We start from the raw sequence: 16,761 nt of genomic DNA, 5'->3' as shown, positions 1-16,761 counted from the left end.
AAAGAAATCCCGAAGAAAAAGTTTCTCCGGAGTTTCTAATCTCCTTATTCAATTACTAAGCAATAACTTATTCAGCCTCAGCATTTGCTTCTTGTTCTAACAACATTTTGTCATATTTTTTAGCAAATGGAAGATAAATCAAAATTGATTCTAAAAGTGCAATAACTTGCAGCACTGCATATTGCCAGCCTCCGATTAAAAAGCCAGAAATAATTGGTGGAGTGGTCCAAGGCGCAGCAACACCATTCATTGGCGGAACTATGTGGAAAAAAATCGCTCCGTAAACCGTAGCCGAAACGACTACTGGAACAAGAAAGAATGGCAGAGCAAGGACTGGATTTAAAACAAGTGGCAATCCAAATAAGAAAGGTTCATTGATATTAAATAAACCTGGGACTAGCTCCACTTTACCAATTGACTTCATCTGTTCTGAACGAGCAAAGAAAATCGTAAAGATAATTAATCCAAAAGTAATTCCTGAACCCGAAAGATTAATAAAGTTATTATAGAATTCATTGGTCACAATATGAGCACCATTAGCTAAACTCAATTTGTGAGATTGATAAAGGGATGCATTGGCAAAGGTATTTGGAATCAGAAAGGCAGAGGTAATTGCTCCCATAATAATTCCACCATGAACCCCAAAGAACCAGAAGAATGGAACTAAGAGTGAGATAATAATAATTCCACCAAATGAGCCGCCTAAACCTTGCAGAGGGACAGATAACCAATGATAAATAAAGGTTACTGCGTCGGTATGTCCAATCTTATCAAATAAAGCATAGACAACCGTAGCAGCGACGACAATTACTCCTGTTGGAATCATTGAAGTGAATTGATTAGCAACATTTGATGGGACTTGTTCAGGAAGTGTAATCTTCCAGCCTGCTTTCATCATTGCTGAATAAGCCCAGCCTGATAGAATACCAATAATAATGGCCGCAATCATTCCTTGACCACCGTTCCAAGTTAAATTGAGCACTCCTGTCACTGGATTATTTAGAAAGACTTGCATGGCATGAGGAAGCTTTTCAAAAGCTGCCGTTGCTTGTGTTCCTGTGAGATTCCCAATGCCTGAAGCTTCTTTCCCAGTAGCTAGTGCCGCTGTGATTGGATTTGCAATACTTAGAGATTGAACAATGAAAAATGCAGAGAGAGAAGTTAATCCTCCTTGTAAAGCAACATCGCCAAATCCAGCTTCTTTGACATAAGAATAGCCAATACCAACTGCTGCCCAAATCGCTAAAATACCGAATGATACGTTAAATGCTTGGGTAAAAATTGCTGACCAGCCATTGTCTGATAGCCATTTTGCCACAGGTGGAATTGGAATATTCGCCAGAATTAAGAAAATTGACCCAACAATGATAAATGGCATGGCAAAAAGCATTCCATTTTTCAAAGCCGTCATCGCTCGTGTATTCACGAATTTCATAATTGGCGGTAAGACTTTATTATTTATGAAGCCGTTCATAAATAAACCTCCTTTAAGATGTGAGGACGAGCATTTAGAAATTATGAAAATTAGAAAATACTTGAAAAACGAAGTTTTTGGACTATTTTATCTATTTTCACTAACTTCTGCGAGTCCGAACTCAGTTGATTAAGATGTGAGCCCGACTGTTCTGAAATGAGGAAAATTGTCTTTTGTGCTGACGTTTTGCCCCACCAACAAGTGCTTTAGCACTTAGCTGGAATGGTCAACGTAACAAAGAGAAGATAGGAAAATATTTGGCTCTGCTTGAAGCACTACTTCAAGTCTGTGGATAAAGTTTGCGAAGCAAACATCATTTTCCAGTGCAGATTCAAATTTTATCTATCTACGCATCAAGCTGCTACGCTGCCCATTCGCTCTAAGCGACTAAAGTCGTAAGGCGAATCGCATTTTCACTCATTTCAAAAAGGTCAAACTCAATTTGTTAAGGCAGTTCAGGTACTTTGAAGACTGTACTCTTTTAATTAAACCGCTTACAATATAATAATACCCCTTACAATTTTTTTTGCAAGGGGCTTTGCTATCTTTGTTACCTGTTACAGAATTAGTTACATTTATCAGCTTTTTCCATTGCTTGATGAGCTAGTATTTCAATAAAAGCAATGACTGGGAGCTGAGAAGTCAAATTTTCAAGTGGGTCATAGGCGGAATATTCTGTTTGGAATCCATAAGTTAAATTTATATTTGAAAGTTTGGATAAGGTCGTTTCTGGATGATTGGTAATTGAAATAATCTTTGCTGGTGCTTCCTCTCTTAGCTTGACAACTCGTTCAATAATCTTATCTGTTTCACCCGAAGCGGATAAGACAATGCTTAAAACATCTGGCGCGCCTTTTCCTTTAACGGCTTGATAAGGATCAGAAATGGCATAAGATTCTAAGCCAATATTTGTAAAATAGCGGGCACCATATTCAGCTAAAGCTCCTGAAGAACCTACTCCAATAAAAATAATATATCGAGCTTCTCGAATTAATTTGACAGCTTCTTCTAATTTCCTTCCCGCTTCCTTAGAGGTTATTTTTCGTAAAAATAGGTCGAGTTGTAATAAATTTTCATAGTAATTAACTGGAATTTCTGTCAGTTGATTTTGGTTTTTAAGATAATATTTAAGTTCTACCCAGCCCTCAAAACCAAGTTTTCTAGTCATGCGCATAACTGTTGCTGTGGAAACATGGACAGCTTGTGCAAGCTGTCTGACTGACATTTTATCAATACTTGATAAATTAGATAAGATAAAATTAAATGTCGCAGTTTCTAGTTCATTGAGCGTTCGAACTTGTTCGGGCAAGAAATCAATCATTTTACTGACCCAACCTTTCTTATGTTGTTGATTATTTATTTGCTATCCTGAGTAAACTCTTCAGTACCGATTTTTATATAATAAATAAATTACTGACAGAATTTTTAAACTGTACTCCGATTTAGTGACAGATAAAATTTTGAGGGTCAACTCTAAACTCTTCTGTGACTTCCAGAGTAAAATAAGCTAGTCGACAAATTGTCAACCAGCTTATTTTACTTTTTATTCTTTAGCTCTCACTTTTTACTGACAGCTAATTATTATAAGATTTAACTGATAAATGTTCAGATTGTCCTCTTTATTTTACAACAATATTAACCAATTTATTTGGAACAGCAATTACTTTGACCACGTTTTTACCTTCAAGAGCCTCAGCAACTGATTCACGACCAATTTTTTCAAGTTCTTCACGCGCTAAATCTTTAGCAATTTTAATTTTTGCTTTTAATTTACCATTAATTTGAACAACAATTTCAACTTCTGATTCAATTAATTTGCTTTCGTCAAATGTTGGCCAAGCAACATAAGAAATTCCAGCTTCATTCCCTAATTTTACCCAAAGTTCTTCAGCAATATGTGGTGCAAATGGCGCTAAAAGTTGGACAAAGCCATTAGCGTATTCTAATGGTAAAGCTTTTGCTTTATTAACTGCATTAACAAAAATCATTAATTGGGAAATTGCAGTGTTAAAGTACATCAAGTCCAAACGCTCAGTGACATTTTTCACTGTTTCATTGTAAACTTTGTCCAATTCTCCATTATTTTCAGCTTTAATTTCTGAATTTTCAATCATTCGAACAGCTCGGTCTAGGAATTTACGAGCCCCTTCAAGGCCTTCTTCTGACCATGGAATACTTGCATCAAGTGGACCCATGAACATTTCATAAACACGTAAAGTATCAGCTCCATAATGTTCAACAACATCATCAGGATTAACAACATTTTTAAGAGATTTAGACATTTTAGCTGGAGCTTGTTCAAGGGCTTCACCTGTTTCCATATGGTAAAAGCCACCATCACGTTTTTCAACCTTATCAGTTGCAACTAAGGCCCCACGATGATCACGATAAGAGGTTCCGAGAATCATTCCTTGGTTAAAGAGTTTTTGGAAAGGTTCTTTAGTTGGAACAACTCCTAAATCATAAAGCACTTTATGCCAGAAACGAGCGTAAAGTAAGTGAAGAACAGCATGTTCAGCCCCTCCCACATAGATATCAACTGGCAACCATTCTTTGAGAAGTTCTGGGTCTGCCAAAGCTTCGCTATTATTTGGGTCAATATAGCGAAGGTAATACCAACTCGAACCTGCCCATTGTGGCATTGTATTAGTTTCACGGCGACCTTTTAGGCCATCTGCGCGTGTGACTTCCAACCAATCTGTCAAGTTAGCCAAAGGAGACTCACCTGTTCCTGACGGTTTGATATCAGAGGTTACGGGTAAAACAAGAGGAAGTTCATCTTCTGAGAGCGCTGTTGATGTGCCATCTTCCCAATGAATAATTGGAATTGGTTCACCCCAATAACGTTGACGACTAAAGAGCCAGTCACGCAAGCGGTAAGTGATTTTCTTTTTCCCAATTTTCTTTTCTTCCAAAAATTCAATGGCTTTTTCAATCGCTTTTGCCTTGTCAAGTCCATTCAAAAATTCTGAATTAATATGAGGGCCATCTTCTGTATAAACAGCTTCTTCAACATTTCCACCTTCAACAACAGGCAAAATTTCAAGTCCATAAACCTTAGCAAATTCCCAGTCACGCTCGTCGTGAGCAGGAACTGCCATGACAGCACCATGTCCATAAGAAGCAAGAACATAATCTGCAACCCAAATTGGTATTTTACGGCCATTAATTGGGTTAATCGCGTAAGCTCCGGTAAATGCTCCAGTTTTTTCTTTAGAAAGGTCTGTACGGGCTAAATCAGATTTCAAGCTCGCTTTGCGACGGTATTCAGCAACAGCTTCTTTTTGCTCAGGTGTCGTAATAGCATCAACTAAATCATGTTCAGGTGCAAGCACAGCATAAGTTGCCCCAAAAAGGGTATCAGGACGAGTCGTAAAGACTTCAAATGATTTGTCGGTTCCTGCAACTTCAAAAGTCACATCTGCTCCTACTGATTTCCCTATCCAATTCCGTTGCATTTCTTTGATTGATTCAGGCCAATCGACTTCTTCAAGGTCTTCAAGTAAACGTTCCGCATAAGCTGTAATTTTAAGCATCCATTGGCGCATTGGTTTACGAACAACAGGATAACCCCCGCGTTCAGAAGTTCCGTCTGGAAGCACTTCTTCATTGGCAATAGCCGTTCCAAGTTCTTCAACCCAGTTAACAGCTACTTCTGCTTCATAAGCTAACCCTTTTTCATAAAGTTTAGTAAAAATCCACTGTGTCCATTTATAAAAATTAGGGTCAGTTGTATTAACTTCACGTTCCCAGTCATAACTAAAACCTAAGCTATTGATTTGACGTTTAAAGTTAGCAATATTTTCAGCTGTAAATTCTGCTGGGTCATTTCCTGTATCCATTGCATATTGTTCAGCAGGTAAACCAAAGGCATCCCAGCCCATTGGATGAAGAACATTGAACCCTTGAGCACGTTTATAACGGCTCAAAATATCAGTTGCAGTATAACCTTCTGGGTGTCCAACGTGAAGTCCTGCACCAGATGGATAAGGGAACATGTCTAGAGCATAAAATTTTGGTTTATTTTTATCTGTTCCTGTACGGAAAGTTTTGTTATCCGCCCAGTATTTTTGCCATTTGGCTTCTATTTCTTGATGATTGTATTCCATATTAAAGATTTGAGTTCAATTTTATTAAACTCAGTTCCTTTCTCATAATATTGCTAATGTAAATTGTCTTTTATAATAAATTATAAGCGAGAGTTAGGTCACTTCCCGAAAGCTGTAAGCCATATTTTTGCTCATATTTTTTGATTTTATTAATCAGCGTATTTCGATGAACATAAAGTATTTTTGCTGCTTTCGTTTGATTGCTACTTGCTTTATACATTGCTTCAACTAGTTTTTGGTCTTCAGGATTTTCTAATAATTCTTTACGGATTTCTTGTAAAATTCTATTTTCTGATAGATTTAGACTTTCTGATAAAATGTATTCACTAAAAGTTTGCTGACTTTCAAAAATTTTGTATTCTTCAGAATATACTTCAGAGAGTTTATTTTTCTCGACAAAACGGCCAACATAAGCCGTCACCTCTTCACCCATATCTTGCGAAAGGGTTTGAAAAATATCAAAAAGTTCTGAGTTTGTGGGACTATCAGTTGAAAATGCTTCTATCACAATTTTTTCTTCCCCAATACTTTTTACAAAATCAGGTAAAAGTAGCTTTAAAGTATTTTCCAATTCTTCAAAATTATTTCCTGAAAATTGTAAAATACGATAGCGGCCATTAGGAAGTTTATCAGTCTTCAATTTTCTGTCAGTAAAAATCAATTCTGTCAGTAACTTTTCTCGTTCTGTCAGTTGACTGGGGTCAACTTTCTCGTAAAGTTTTCTAATTTTTTCTAGTTCCATTTTTTAAAAAAGCGACCTCTGGTCGCTTGAAGTCTTATCCTAAATCCACTTTGAATTCCAACAATTACTAGTTTAGATTTGTTCTGAAGGAAGATGTAATTCAAAGAGTGGTGACAATGGACGGCGTTCGTGAATACGAATAATCGCATCAGCAAGCAAGTGAGCAATTGAAAGTTGAATAATTTTTTCACTTTGACGTTCTTCTGGCATTTCAATAGTATCCAAAACAACGAGTTTAGTAATTGCTGAATTATTAATTCTCTCGATAGCTGGTCCTGAAAGTACGGCATGAGTACATGAAGCGTAAACTTCTGTTGCACCAAGTTCTTTAAGGGCATTGGCCGCTAAAGTAATTGTTCCGGCCGTATCAATCATGTCATCAATCAAGATACATTTTTTCCCTTGAACATCACCGATGATATTCATAATTTCTGCCACATTGGCACGAGGACGACGTTTATCAATGATAGCAAGTGGTGCTTTCAAGAAGTTTGCTAACTTGCGCGCACGTCCTACTCCACCATGGTCAGGCGAAACGACAACGATATCATCACCAGCAGAAACCAATTGACGACGGAAATATTCAGCAATCAATGGTGAACCCATAAGGTGGTCAACTGGAATATTGAAGAATCCTTGAATTTGTGGTGCATGAAGGTCGAAAGTAATTAAACGGTCAGCACCAGCAATTTGAAGCATGTTTGCTACGAGTTTTGATGTGATTGGTTCACGAGCACGAGCTTTACGGTCTTGACGAGCATAACCATAGTAAGGTAAGACAATGTTAATTGATGCAGCAGAGGCACGACGCAATGCATCCATCATAATCAAGAGTTCCATCAAGTTATCATTGACAGGGTCACTTGTTGATTGAAGGATAAACACATGATCACCACGAACTGATTCGTCAATATGAACGACAGTTTCGCCATCCGAATGTGCACCAACACTTACTTTTCCAAGCTCAATTCCAATTTCTTTAGCCACTTTTTGGGCTAATTCGTGGTTAGAAGAGAGCGAAAACAACTTCAAATTTGAATACGACATGAAGAGCCTTTCTTTAATTCCTACAGAACATAGCAGTTCTATTTTATGTAATTCTATTTTACATTAAATTCTCAATTTTTTCAAACGCTCATCGGCTTTATTTTAATGGAACCGTTGACAAGTAAAAAAGCATTGCCCAAACTGAACAAAACTTTTTTACTTCTTAATTTTATATTTTATAAAAGCTCTTTGAAAAGCCCTCTGACGAAAAATTCTTCATCAAAATCTTGTAAATCATTAAGCTTTTCACCTAAACCAATCAATTTGACTGGAATTTTAAGACTTTGAACGATTGACAAAACAATCCCACCTTTGGCCGAACCGTCAAGTTTAGTCAGAGCAATTCCTGTAATTGGAGTAACTGCTGAAAATTCTTTGGCTTGTTGAATGGCATTTTGGCCTGTTGTTGCATCAAGTACCAAAATCGTTTCATGCGGAGCATCTGGAATTTCTCGTTTAATCACTTTACCAATTTTTTCCAGCTCTTTCATCAAATTATCTTTATTTTGCAAACGTCCTGCAGTATCCACAAGTAAAATATCATAATTTTCAGCTTTAGCTTTTGCGAGAGCGTCAAAAACGACTGCCGCTGGATCTGAACCAGCTGGTTTTGTGACTACTTCAACGCCTGAACGATTTCCCCATTCAACTAATTGGTCAATAGCACCTGCCCGGAAAGTATCCGCAGCTGCTAAGAGTACTTTTTTGCCTTCATTTTTATAACGAGCAGCTAATTTACCAATGGTCGTTGTTTTACCAACACCATTTACCCCAACAAAAAGGAAAACACTTAATCCATCCGTTTGGATATCCAATTTTGTCGGTAATTTTTCACCGTCAAACTTATCAACAATTTTTTCAATAATCAATTGACGCAAGTCATCTGTTGATTTAGCATTAACTAATTTTGCTTCCTTGCGCAATTCTTCAGTCACTTCCATTGCCAAATCCACACCGACATCTGACATAATTAAAGTTTCTTCAAGTTCTTCAAAGAATTCTTCATCAACTGTCCGGAAGTTAGCAAAAAGTTCATTAAAGCCATCAGAAAAAGTCTTACGAGTTAAAGTTAATGACTGTTCATATTTTTTCTCAGTTTCCTCACGTGATTGAGTGAAAATATTAGCCAGAGCATCAATATCAATGACAATCTCTTCTTCCTCATCTTCGTCAGTAACTTTTTTCTCAGTCACTTCTGTAGTTTCAGAGATTACTTTTTCGTCAGTAATTTTTTCTAATTTTTCATCATTTTTTGGTTTAACAATTTGTTCGTCAGTAACTTCTACTTCAACCTTTTCAAAAATAATAGGTTCATTTTCACTGACAGGTTCATCCGTAATTTCTGGCTCAACAACAATCATTTTACTGACAGACTCGTCAGTAACTTTTTCTACTTTTACTGGCTCTTCATTTACATCAGGCCGTTTAGTAGTTTCATTTTCTTTTTCATTCTTGACTGCTTCAGTGATTTCACTAGATTGATTTTCACTGACAGGCACATCATGATTAGTTTCCTCTTGTTTCTTCTTTCCGAAGAGTCGGTCAAAAAGTCCCATTTTTTCTCCTTAATAAAATATCACATTTTGATGATAAAGTTCATTCATAAAATGAAAGATTTTAATTTAATTTTTTTCTTAAAAATGCTAGCCCTAAAACAAGGACTCCGACGGCTGAAAAATCAATTACCTTTGAAAGCAAAACGAAAGCCGTGGTCTCTACAAAAAAGGCTAATAGAATGACTGACAAAGCATGAAAAATAAAAACCAAGCCCATAAAAAGAGTCATTATTAACATTTTTCTGTGATTTTCACCCTCGCTAGCAAGCTCTAAAAGCGGTCGATTTAGAAGGACTGACAGTAAAAAAATCGTTCCAATAGCAGCCGTTAAAATCGGGTGCCAGAGCTTGAAAGCAAGATTATTTCCATGCGTCAAATAAACAGCTAAGAGTGAAATTAAAAAACCAATAATTGCCACTAGAGAAACAGGATTTAACTCTTTTTTTCTAATTAAAGACCAGAGCATATGAACAACTGGAAAGGCTGTTGCAATTCCTAAAGCTAAAGTGTCCGAATTCCCAAGCATTTTTAAAAACAAATAGGCAATAACTGGTAAAATAATCGCAAAAATTAAACTCGGCAAATACTTTTTTAATTGAACTTCATCTTTCATTATTAGTCCTTAAAGTACATATTTTTCAATAATATGAGCAACAGCATGTTGGTCATTAGTTAAATCAGAAATAATTCTTGCTTGTTCTTTAACTGCTGGGACAGCATTTGCCATAGCAACACCATATCCTGCCCAAGAAATCATTGATAAATCGTTTGCTTCATCTCCCATAGCCATTACATTTTCTGGTTTTAAGTTTAACTGATTAATCAATTGTGTCAAACCATAAGCTTTATTAATTCCTTTTGGCATAAATTCTAAAAGCTTCGCTTGAGTTTTAAAAATCTCAAATTGGTCAAAATAAGATTCAGGAATTTTATCAAGACTAGCGTCCAACAATTCTTTTTCTGTACAAGAAACAATCTTATTATAAACCACATCAAGTGGAACTTGATCAAAATCAACTTTGATAAAAGTTAAAAGCTTATTTAAAGTGTCATATTGCGAATCAATTTTACTTTTCGTCATATAAACTTTTTCTTCGCTCAAAACATCGCAAGGAATGCCAAGGTTTGAAGTCAATTCTTTAATTTCTAAAATTTCATCATGTGAAAAACTTTTTTTAGATAAGATTTGCCCCGTATTTCTTTGGACCAGACCACCATTAAAGGTAATTGAAAAATCTTCAAAATCAAGCATTTCTAACGTTTTGAGAAAGGGTTGAATTGCAATCAAAGGACGCCCCGTTGTTAAAACAACATGGACCCCTTTTTGTCTTGCTGCATTAATAGCCAGACGATTTTCTTTTGAAATTTCTTTTGAAGAGTTGAGTAAGGTCCCATCCAAATCTAGGGCAATGAGTTTAATTTCTTTATTCATTGTTTAATTATAGCACACTGTATCAGTCAGGTTCAATAATGCTCACTAAGATCGGATGGAGAATTAAACATTAACTAATATTTTTAGATTATTCATAAAAATGTTTGACAAATCTAAATCTTTTGATTACACTTAGAATAATTAAAAAAACGAGGTCCAATAAATGACTTATTCACAAGCTTCTCTTAACTTGTTGTTGAAGGAGGGCTCACACTAGCTAATTTAAGCTAAATGTGTGAGTCCTCTTTGACGTTAGTCATTAACGAGGACGAAGAGACGTCCTCAGGACGTCTTTTTTTAATGTTTTATTATCAATTTATTAGTCAATAAAAGAGAGACGTCTCTGCTTATTGATTTAGAAAGCTAGGAATTATCGTTGGAAACTAATCAATCCTTAAAGAAAAAAATGGCCGCACGCCATATTACTATGATTGCTCTTGGTGGAGCAATTGGTGCTGGTCTTTTCAAAGGAAGCTCATCAGCCATTGCTGCCGCTGGTCCCTCTGTCTTAATCGCTTATTTTATCGGAGGAATCGTTCTTTATTTTGTAATGAAGAGTTTAGAAAAGCTTGTTCTAAGTTCAAAAGATCCACACGGCTTGTCCGGACTTGTTCAACCTTATCTGGGCAATCATACGGCTGATTTTACGGACTGGGTTTATTGGTCAATGTGGATGATTAATATCATTGCTGAGGCTGTTGCTGCTGCAAGTTTTTTGCAGCTCTGGTTTGCTAATGTTCCCACTTGGGTTTTTGTCTTGATTATTGCCCTTTTAACTTCCCTTATTAACTTATTCTCAGTTGCTCTCTTTGCTGAGACAGAATACTGGTTGGCATTTATCAAAATTAGTGTTGTTATTTTGTTGATTATTTTTGGTGTTTTTCTTGTGGCAAAACAAATTTTTAATACTAATCTAGTGACTACTTTCTCTGGAATGACCGCTCATGGTGGCTTTGCTCCTCATGGCTTTAAAGGGGTCATTAATTCTTTACTAATTGTTATCTATTCATATGGTGGTTCTGAATTGATTGCTATTACAGTCAGTGAAACAGAAGATCCTAAAAGAGCCATTCCTAAAGCCATTCGAGGTGTAATCGGTCGAATTATTTCATTTTATATTATTCCGATGTTCTTACTTCTTGTAATTTATAACTGGCAAACATTGGCTACTTCTTCAATGAGCCCTTTTGTGATGGTCTTTAATAAAATGCATATTCCTTTTGCTGGCGATATTGTCAACTTGATTATCATTCTTGCCCTCTTCTCATCAATTAATTCTGGAATCTATGCTTCATCTCGCCTTTTTTATTTCCGTTTAAAAAATCGTCAAGGCAAAATGGCTCAAAGAATGGCTCATTTAAATAAACATCATGTTCCTCAAAGAGCTGTTATTTTCTGTTCAGGTACACTTTATATCGGTGTTGTGCTTTCTTATTTTGTTGGTGATCGTTTGTTTAATTACTTGGCTGGTTCCCTTTCTTACACTGTTTTAGCCGTTTGGATTTTAATTAGTCTCGCTGGTTTTGGTCTTTCTCTTAAAACAAAATCATTATCCGGTAGAACAATGAGTCTCTTAGCACTGATTGCTCTCTTTCTCATTCTGATTGGTATTTTATTTACTAATCCAATTGGTGTGACTGTCTTCACAGCAATTCTTTATTTCATCATCTTTATCAGTTATCGAAAAAAGAATGATTCTGTCAGTAATTTAAACTAATAAAAAAGACTTGATAATTAATCAAGTCTTTTTGTTTTTACTGACAGAATTATTTGTCAGTATTTTTTTGCTCAAAAGATTTTTGAACAAAATAACCAGAAAGCCAAATTGCAAATAGAATCCCTAACATTCCTAAAAGCATGGCGGCAACTTCGGCCATCAGTAATTTTGAATTAAAAATATCCGCCAAGCGATAGTTTAAACGTACAAACCAGAGAATTAGACCGACAGTTGCTCCCAAAACTCCAAAAAAGAGGGTATTGACAGCCGTTCCCAAAATTTGTTGAGATATAATTTCTCTTTGATTTTTAAATTGGTCAAGACTCATATTTTCGTCCTGCTCAACAACTTCCGAAAGGCTGGCTGCTAAAGCCATCGCTGATTCTGCTACCGCTCCAAGCATGGAAATAACCATGACTACAATGGCTACATTTGAAAAATTAAGTCCCACATTTAATGATAGATTTTCCAATTCATCAACATCTTCTGTGGCAAATCCCTGAAATTGACCAAAATGTTGAATGATTAAAGCAAGAATGAGCAAAGATAAAACAACAATGATACTCGTTTTAAAAGCAATCAATGTGACTTCACTTTCATCAGCAGACATAAAAATAGCAATTGCCAAAATAATTACTGACAGAACTATCAGAACTGCTATTGCATTAAATCCCCAAGAAATTAAAGTAATTAACACAAAAATAGCAATAAAATTAAAGGTCAAACCAATTAAATTTCGTAAGCCATCTTTTTTGGCAACGATAAGCATCAATAAAATCAGTAAAATTAATAGGATCAAGAGTGCATTCATAAAGAACTCTCCTTTCCTTGATGATTTCTAGTCAAAGCAAAACTTGTGAAAACAGCGGTAATTGGTACAGCTAACACGATTCCAATGGCCGAAATAATCGTTTGTAATAACCCAAGATTAAGACCAATAGTCGCAATATAAGACCATGAATTTCCATTTCTCAATAATAAAAGCGTCATCGGCAAAGTTTCCGCCATGAAAATCATGAACAAAACATTTGTCAAAGTTCCAATGAGCTCTTGCCCAATTGAAATTCCTGATTTAATGTAATCTTTTCTGACCATATTTATTTTGTTCAATTTATTTTGTCTAGCCATACCAAAAAGCCCTGCAACAATATCACCTGTACCGTCCATGATTGCCCCTAGAACTGAAATCATTGTCCCAACAAAGAAAAACTCTGATGGATTTTGGGTGACATAGTCCAAATATTCAAAATGAATACCCGAATTCCCTGTCATTTTTAGAACGAATAAAACAATTGAAAAAGTTAAAGCAGTGGTTAATACGGTAGTTATAAAAGTATAGAGCATCTGTTTTGTGGGTCCCAAGACAAATAAAAGGGAGGAAGCTGCAAAAATTACTGACAGAAGCCCAAAAAGTAAAATGACAGGTGGATTAAATTCAACGTTAAAGGCGATGACAATCACAAAGTAAAGAAGGTTTAAGACCAGAGATAAGAAAAGAAAAATTGAAGCCCTAAATCGTTCAAAACTAATGACAAAACCAATAAATAAAACGAGTAGTCCAACAATTAGTGCATCCCTTTTTAAGGTCACAATTTGATAATTTCCCGATATTTTCTTTAAAATTACTTGCTGACCGACACGATAAATTTGTCCTGTTGTTTGAGAGAGAGTTGTTGTGTTTTTTAAATTTAAATTGCCAGGCTCTGCTCCTTTTGCATTGATGACTTTTATTGACAATTCTTGCGTGATTTGACGGTCTTTATTTTGAAAGTCATCACTCACTTCGTGACTACTTACCGTTTTGGCAACCGTAATTTTGCCAACCGGTGCCTTGTACAAAAATTGGTCATGACTCACAAGAAAAAATGCAACAATGGCAAAAATTATGGGAAGTAGCATTTTCTTGAATATCCATTTTATATTCATAACTTTCCTTTTTCATTGACTAAAACAATGAATTTTAGTCCTATTTTTTATGACAAATCAAAAGACGACAAAACTGCCGTCTTTGTAATTAGGCTTTTAAATCACTGACTTTATCAGAATGTTCTATCGTATCATGCAAAGTTGCTAAAGCTTCTTTAGACTTTCCAAAAGTGAAGAATTGATAACGTTTGCCAGCATAAGAAAATCCAAAACCAAATTTAGTTATTTTTACGGCTGTGATATATTTCAATTCAATTGTTTTCATTCGCACTCTGGGAAATGTTGTAAAGTGAAGCTCCTCATCAGCAATGAAAAAACGGTGTGGCCAAATCAAAGTGATAAAGATAATATATGAAACAATCGCCAAAATAGTCAAAAACCAGTTGCCTTCTTTATTAAATTCATAAAAAAGTGTTCGCTCAAAGCTTAATATGATGATGCCCCAGAGCAAAACTAATCGATGATTAAGTGACACTGGCAGAAAATATCCTGTTTTCATTGGTTCCTCTCTTAATATAAAGTGCTGACCAGCCTCAAAATTAACTCATTTTGAAGCTTTCTGTCAGTAACTTATCTTATTTTTATTAATCTTTCACCTTTGGTGAATCTTGTCCTTTTTCAACTTCGGGAATTTCAACCGAATAATCTGGTAAAGTTGATTTCCCTTGATTTTGACTAAGTAAACTATTTGATCTAGCTGCTAAATCTTCATTTTCTTTCTTCAATCGCTTCTCAGTTGCCTTAACCGTATAGTTGTAATCTTTAGGATCAACAGCTTTAAAGCCTTCGGGTGTATAGAACCTGAGGAGGTTTTGATTATTTAATTTATCAGATGCTTTTAAGAGATCAGAAACTTTTTGCTTGGTTTCTTTAACATATTGCTCTTGTTGAGCATTAAGCTTTTCAATCTGCAAGCCCGTTTGAGTATCATAATAGTTTCCATTCAAACTTGGTTGAGTAATGGTTGGAGTAACAAATCCACCATTTCTTAGAGCAACAAAATCTTGACGACCAGAAGCAAACATATCTTGACCAAACTGTACATATTTTTTACTGTCAATCCCAAGTAAGTGCTCAAGTGTTGGCATGACATCAAGTTGCCCAACGTAGGTGTTAATGATATGACCATTCGTTTGTCCAGGAATATCTACCATGAATGGTGTTCTTTGTAACATTGTACTATCGTAACTATTGAAAGTATCAGCATTATAGCCAACATAAGGCGCAAATGCCTTATTATCACTACCAGAAATTCCGTAGTGGTCACCATATAACACAATAATTGATTTATCGTATAAGCCAGATTTTTTCAAATAATCATAAAATTGTTGAACTGCTTGGTCTAAGTAATGAGCCGTTTCAAAGTAACCGTCAACTAATTTATTCCCTGAATCAACAGTTGCAAAGTTCGGATCTTTGTCTTCATCATCCATTGTATATGTTAAGTGATTTGTAACTGTCAAATACTTAACATAGAAAGGTTGTTGCATTTGTTCAAGCAATGGTACAGAATCACGGAAGAGTAATTTATCTTTAATTCCCCAAGGACTCATGTTTGATGCGGAATTATCAAAGAAACTTTGGTCAAAGAAGTTTTGATAACCCATTTGTTTGTATGTATTCAATCGATTATAGAAAGCACCAACATTCCCATGAATTACAGCTGAACTATAACCATCGGTTTGATTCAAAATCGCCGGCATTGCTTGGAAAGTTTGGGTTGAACCATATTTGGCAAAAAGTGAACCAGCTGGCAAACCAAATGTTGATGTTTCCAATAGATTTTCGGCATCAGAAGTCTTTCCTTGTCCAACCTGATTGAAGAAATTACTGAATGAATAAGTCGAATTTGAATGATAGATTGAATTTAGGAAAGGTGTAACAACATGTTCTTTTCCGTCTGTTCCTTTAATTTTCAAATCAATCAATGCTTGTTGGAAAGATTCCAAGTGAATCTCAATAACATTGCGGTTTTTAGCAATTCCATACATCTTCAAGTTCGGTGCTAAATAACGATTTGAAGCAATGTATTTTTGAATTTCTTGCAAACTTTCTTTGCTGGCATCTTTCCGTTGCGTATTTGCTAAATTCGTATAATAACCGTCTGTTAACATCCATGGGCCTAAGCCAAGATATCGAACAATATAAGTTTTATCTGATTGGGCCTTACGCAAAATCAATTGGTGTTTATTAAAATCTCCAAACCAGAAATTCAAACCAAACAAAGCCAAGCCCATTGAAAGATAAGTAAATGCTCTTTTCGCACCAACTGGTCGTTGATCGAATTTCATTTTTTTAGCAATCAATAAAACAATAATGACTACAAGGTCAATCCAATAAACCCAGTCCATCAAATGAACAGGCACCGAGCCAAAATCAAAACCATGTTGGAACATTCCGGCCCCACCAGTCATCGTATCAATCGTGATGAAATCGGTGAATTCTCGATAATAGAGAATATTAAGATAGAGCAAAAAGTTTGCAGCTATCGTTAAAACCAGTGTCGCTAAATAGAAAAGCGAAGTTCTTCTAATAAAGAGTAAAACAGCAAAACAAATAGCTGTAAAACCAATTGGGTTAATAATCATCAGCAATAATTCTGCTGGACCAACTCCGCGAAGATTAAAAACTCCGAAGTAGGCAATCATCGATTTTACCCATACAAAAAATACAATAAAACTAAGCAAACCAACACGTGTGTTGAAAGTAGATAGTAATTTTTTCAATTTATTATCCCCAGAAAATATACTCATTCTTC

General features: G+C 35.6%; 13 protein-coding genes. 1 reads left to right on the top strand and 12 read right to left on the bottom strand.

Annotated elements, in window-relative coordinates:
* Positions 1 to 67 precede the first annotated feature (67 nt).
* From ACRYLU_RS04205 to ACRYLU_RS04170, 8 genes are all read right to left on the bottom strand, one after another.
* Positions 68 to 1,474 (bottom strand): PTS sugar transporter subunit IIC, encoded by a 1,407-nt coding sequence (locus tag ACRYLU_RS04205; RefSeq protein WP_445081278.1) that lies wholly within the window; start codon positions 1,472 to 1,474, stop codon positions 68 to 70.
* Between the two features lie 565 nt (positions 1,475 to 2,039).
* The gene (locus ACRYLU_RS04200) at positions 2,040 to 2,795 is read right to left on the bottom strand and encodes a MurR/RpiR family transcriptional regulator (protein WP_003132572.1); all 756 of its coding nucleotides are present in this window, start codon (positions 2,793 to 2,795) and stop codon (positions 2,040 to 2,042) included.
* A 298-nt stretch (positions 2,796 to 3,093) separates the two neighbouring features.
* Complete coding sequence (gene leuS / locus ACRYLU_RS04195; protein ID WP_445081277.1) at positions 3,094 to 5,583, bottom strand: leucine--tRNA ligase; 2,490 nt, start codon at positions 5,581 to 5,583, stop codon at positions 3,094 to 3,096.
* Between the two features lie 70 nt (positions 5,584 to 5,653).
* Positions 5,654 to 6,325 (bottom strand): helix-turn-helix domain-containing protein, encoded by a 672-nt coding sequence (locus tag ACRYLU_RS04190; protein WP_003132570.1) that lies wholly within the window; start codon positions 6,323 to 6,325, stop codon positions 5,654 to 5,656.
* Positions 6,326 to 6,397: 72 nt separating this feature from the next.
* On the bottom strand, positions 6,398 to 7,372 hold the full coding sequence (locus ACRYLU_RS04185) for a ribose-phosphate diphosphokinase (RefSeq protein WP_445081276.1): 975 nt from the start codon (positions 7,370 to 7,372) through the stop codon (positions 6,398 to 6,400).
* Between the two features lie 176 nt (positions 7,373 to 7,548).
* The gene (ftsY, locus tag ACRYLU_RS04180) at positions 7,549 to 8,928 is read right to left on the bottom strand and encodes a signal recognition particle-docking protein FtsY (protein WP_445081275.1); all 1,380 of its coding nucleotides are present in this window, start codon (positions 8,926 to 8,928) and stop codon (positions 7,549 to 7,551) included.
* A 61-nt stretch (positions 8,929 to 8,989) separates the two neighbouring features.
* Positions 8,990 to 9,541, bottom strand: a complete 552-nt coding sequence (locus tag ACRYLU_RS04175; protein WP_003132565.1) for a hypothetical protein — start codon at positions 9,539 to 9,541, stop codon at positions 8,990 to 8,992.
* A 9-nt stretch (positions 9,542 to 9,550) separates the two neighbouring features.
* Positions 9,551 to 10,360, bottom strand: coding sequence for a Cof-type HAD-IIB family hydrolase (locus tag ACRYLU_RS04170; RefSeq protein WP_098393976.1), 810 nt, complete (start codon positions 10,358 to 10,360; stop codon positions 9,551 to 9,553).
* 376 nt (positions 10,361 to 10,736) lie between these two features.
* Here ACRYLU_RS04170 and ACRYLU_RS04165 point away from each other — a divergent pair, with 376 nt between their 5' ends.
* A complete protein-coding gene (locus ACRYLU_RS04165; RefSeq protein ID WP_445081274.1) occupies positions 10,737 to 12,077 on the top strand; it encodes an amino acid permease in 1,341 nt (446 codons plus the stop codon).
* A gap of 49 nt (positions 12,078 to 12,126) precedes the next feature.
* Here the strand turns inward: ACRYLU_RS04165 and ACRYLU_RS04160 are convergent, their stop codons facing one another.
* The 4 genes from ACRYLU_RS04160 to ACRYLU_RS04145 all read right to left on the bottom strand — a co-directional run bounded on the left by ACRYLU_RS04160 (position 12,127) and on the right by ACRYLU_RS04145 (position 16,756).
* Positions 12,127 to 12,888 carry a YibE/F family protein gene (locus tag ACRYLU_RS04160; protein WP_445081273.1) on the bottom strand — a complete coding sequence of 254 codons (762 nt, stop codon included), beginning with the start codon at positions 12,886 to 12,888 and terminating at the stop codon, positions 12,127 to 12,129.
* Entirely contained in the window at positions 12,885 to 14,003 is a 1,119-nt protein-coding gene (locus ACRYLU_RS04155; RefSeq protein ID WP_445081272.1) for a YibE/F family protein, read from the bottom strand. Before ACRYLU_RS04155 ends, ACRYLU_RS04160 begins: the two co-directional genes overlap by 4 nt.
* A gap of 88 nt (positions 14,004 to 14,091) precedes the next feature.
* Positions 14,092 to 14,502 carry an EbsA family protein gene (locus tag ACRYLU_RS04150; RefSeq protein WP_260311672.1) on the bottom strand — a complete coding sequence of 137 codons (411 nt, stop codon included), beginning with the start codon at positions 14,500 to 14,502 and terminating at the stop codon, positions 14,092 to 14,094.
* 85 nt (positions 14,503 to 14,587) lie between these two features.
* Positions 14,588 to 16,756 (bottom strand): LTA synthase family protein, encoded by a 2,169-nt coding sequence (locus ACRYLU_RS04145; protein ID WP_445081271.1) that lies wholly within the window; start codon positions 16,754 to 16,756, stop codon positions 14,588 to 14,590.
* Between the last annotated feature and the right edge of the window lie 5 nt (positions 16,757 to 16,761).

This window comes from Lactococcus sp. KTH0-1S, from assembly GCF_052544945.1.
The sequence above is the reverse complement of the archived record's forward strand: the minus strand, read 5'-3'. Positions and strand labels throughout refer to the sequence as shown.

Bases quoted from the DNA above. Each gene is read 5' to 3' on its own strand.
- ACRYLU_RS04190 (WP_003132570.1), bottom strand. From the start codon at position 6,325: ATGGAACTAGAAAAAATTAGAAAACTTTACGAGAAAGTTGACCCCAGT.
- ACRYLU_RS04160 (WP_445081273.1), bottom strand. From the start codon at position 12,888: ATGAATGCACTCTTGATCCTATTAATTTTACTGATTTTATTGATGCTT.
- ACRYLU_RS04200 (WP_003132572.1), bottom strand. From the start codon at position 2,795: ATGATTGATTTCTTGCCCGAACAAGTTCGAACGCTCAATGAACTAGAA.
- ACRYLU_RS04145 (WP_445081271.1), bottom strand. From the start codon at position 16,756: ATGAGTATATTTTCTGGGGATAATAAATTGAAAAAATTACTATCTACT.
- leuS (WP_445081277.1), bottom strand. From the start codon at position 5,583: ATGGAATACAATCATCAAGAAATAGAAGCCAAATGGCAAAAATACTGG.
- ACRYLU_RS04155 (WP_445081272.1), bottom strand. From the start codon at position 14,003: ATGAATATAAAATGGATATTCAAGAAAATGCTACTTCCCATAATTTTT.
- ACRYLU_RS04205 (WP_445081278.1), bottom strand. From the start codon at position 1,474: ATGAACGGCTTCATAAATAATAAAGTCTTACCGCCAATTATGAAATTC.
- ACRYLU_RS04185 (WP_445081276.1), bottom strand. From the start codon at position 7,372: ATGTCGTATTCAAATTTGAAGTTGTTTTCGCTCTCTTCTAACCACGAA.
- ACRYLU_RS04150 (WP_260311672.1), bottom strand. From the start codon at position 14,502: ATGAAAACAGGATATTTTCTGCCAGTGTCACTTAATCATCGATTAGTT.
- ACRYLU_RS04170 (WP_098393976.1), bottom strand. From the start codon at position 10,360: ATGAATAAAGAAATTAAACTCATTGCCCTAGATTTGGATGGGACCTTA.
- ACRYLU_RS04175 (WP_003132565.1), bottom strand. From the start codon at position 9,541: ATGAAAGATGAAGTTCAATTAAAAAAGTATTTGCCGAGTTTAATTTTT.
- ftsY (WP_445081275.1), bottom strand. From the start codon at position 8,928: ATGGGACTTTTTGACCGACTCTTCGGAAAGAAGAAACAAGAGGAAACT.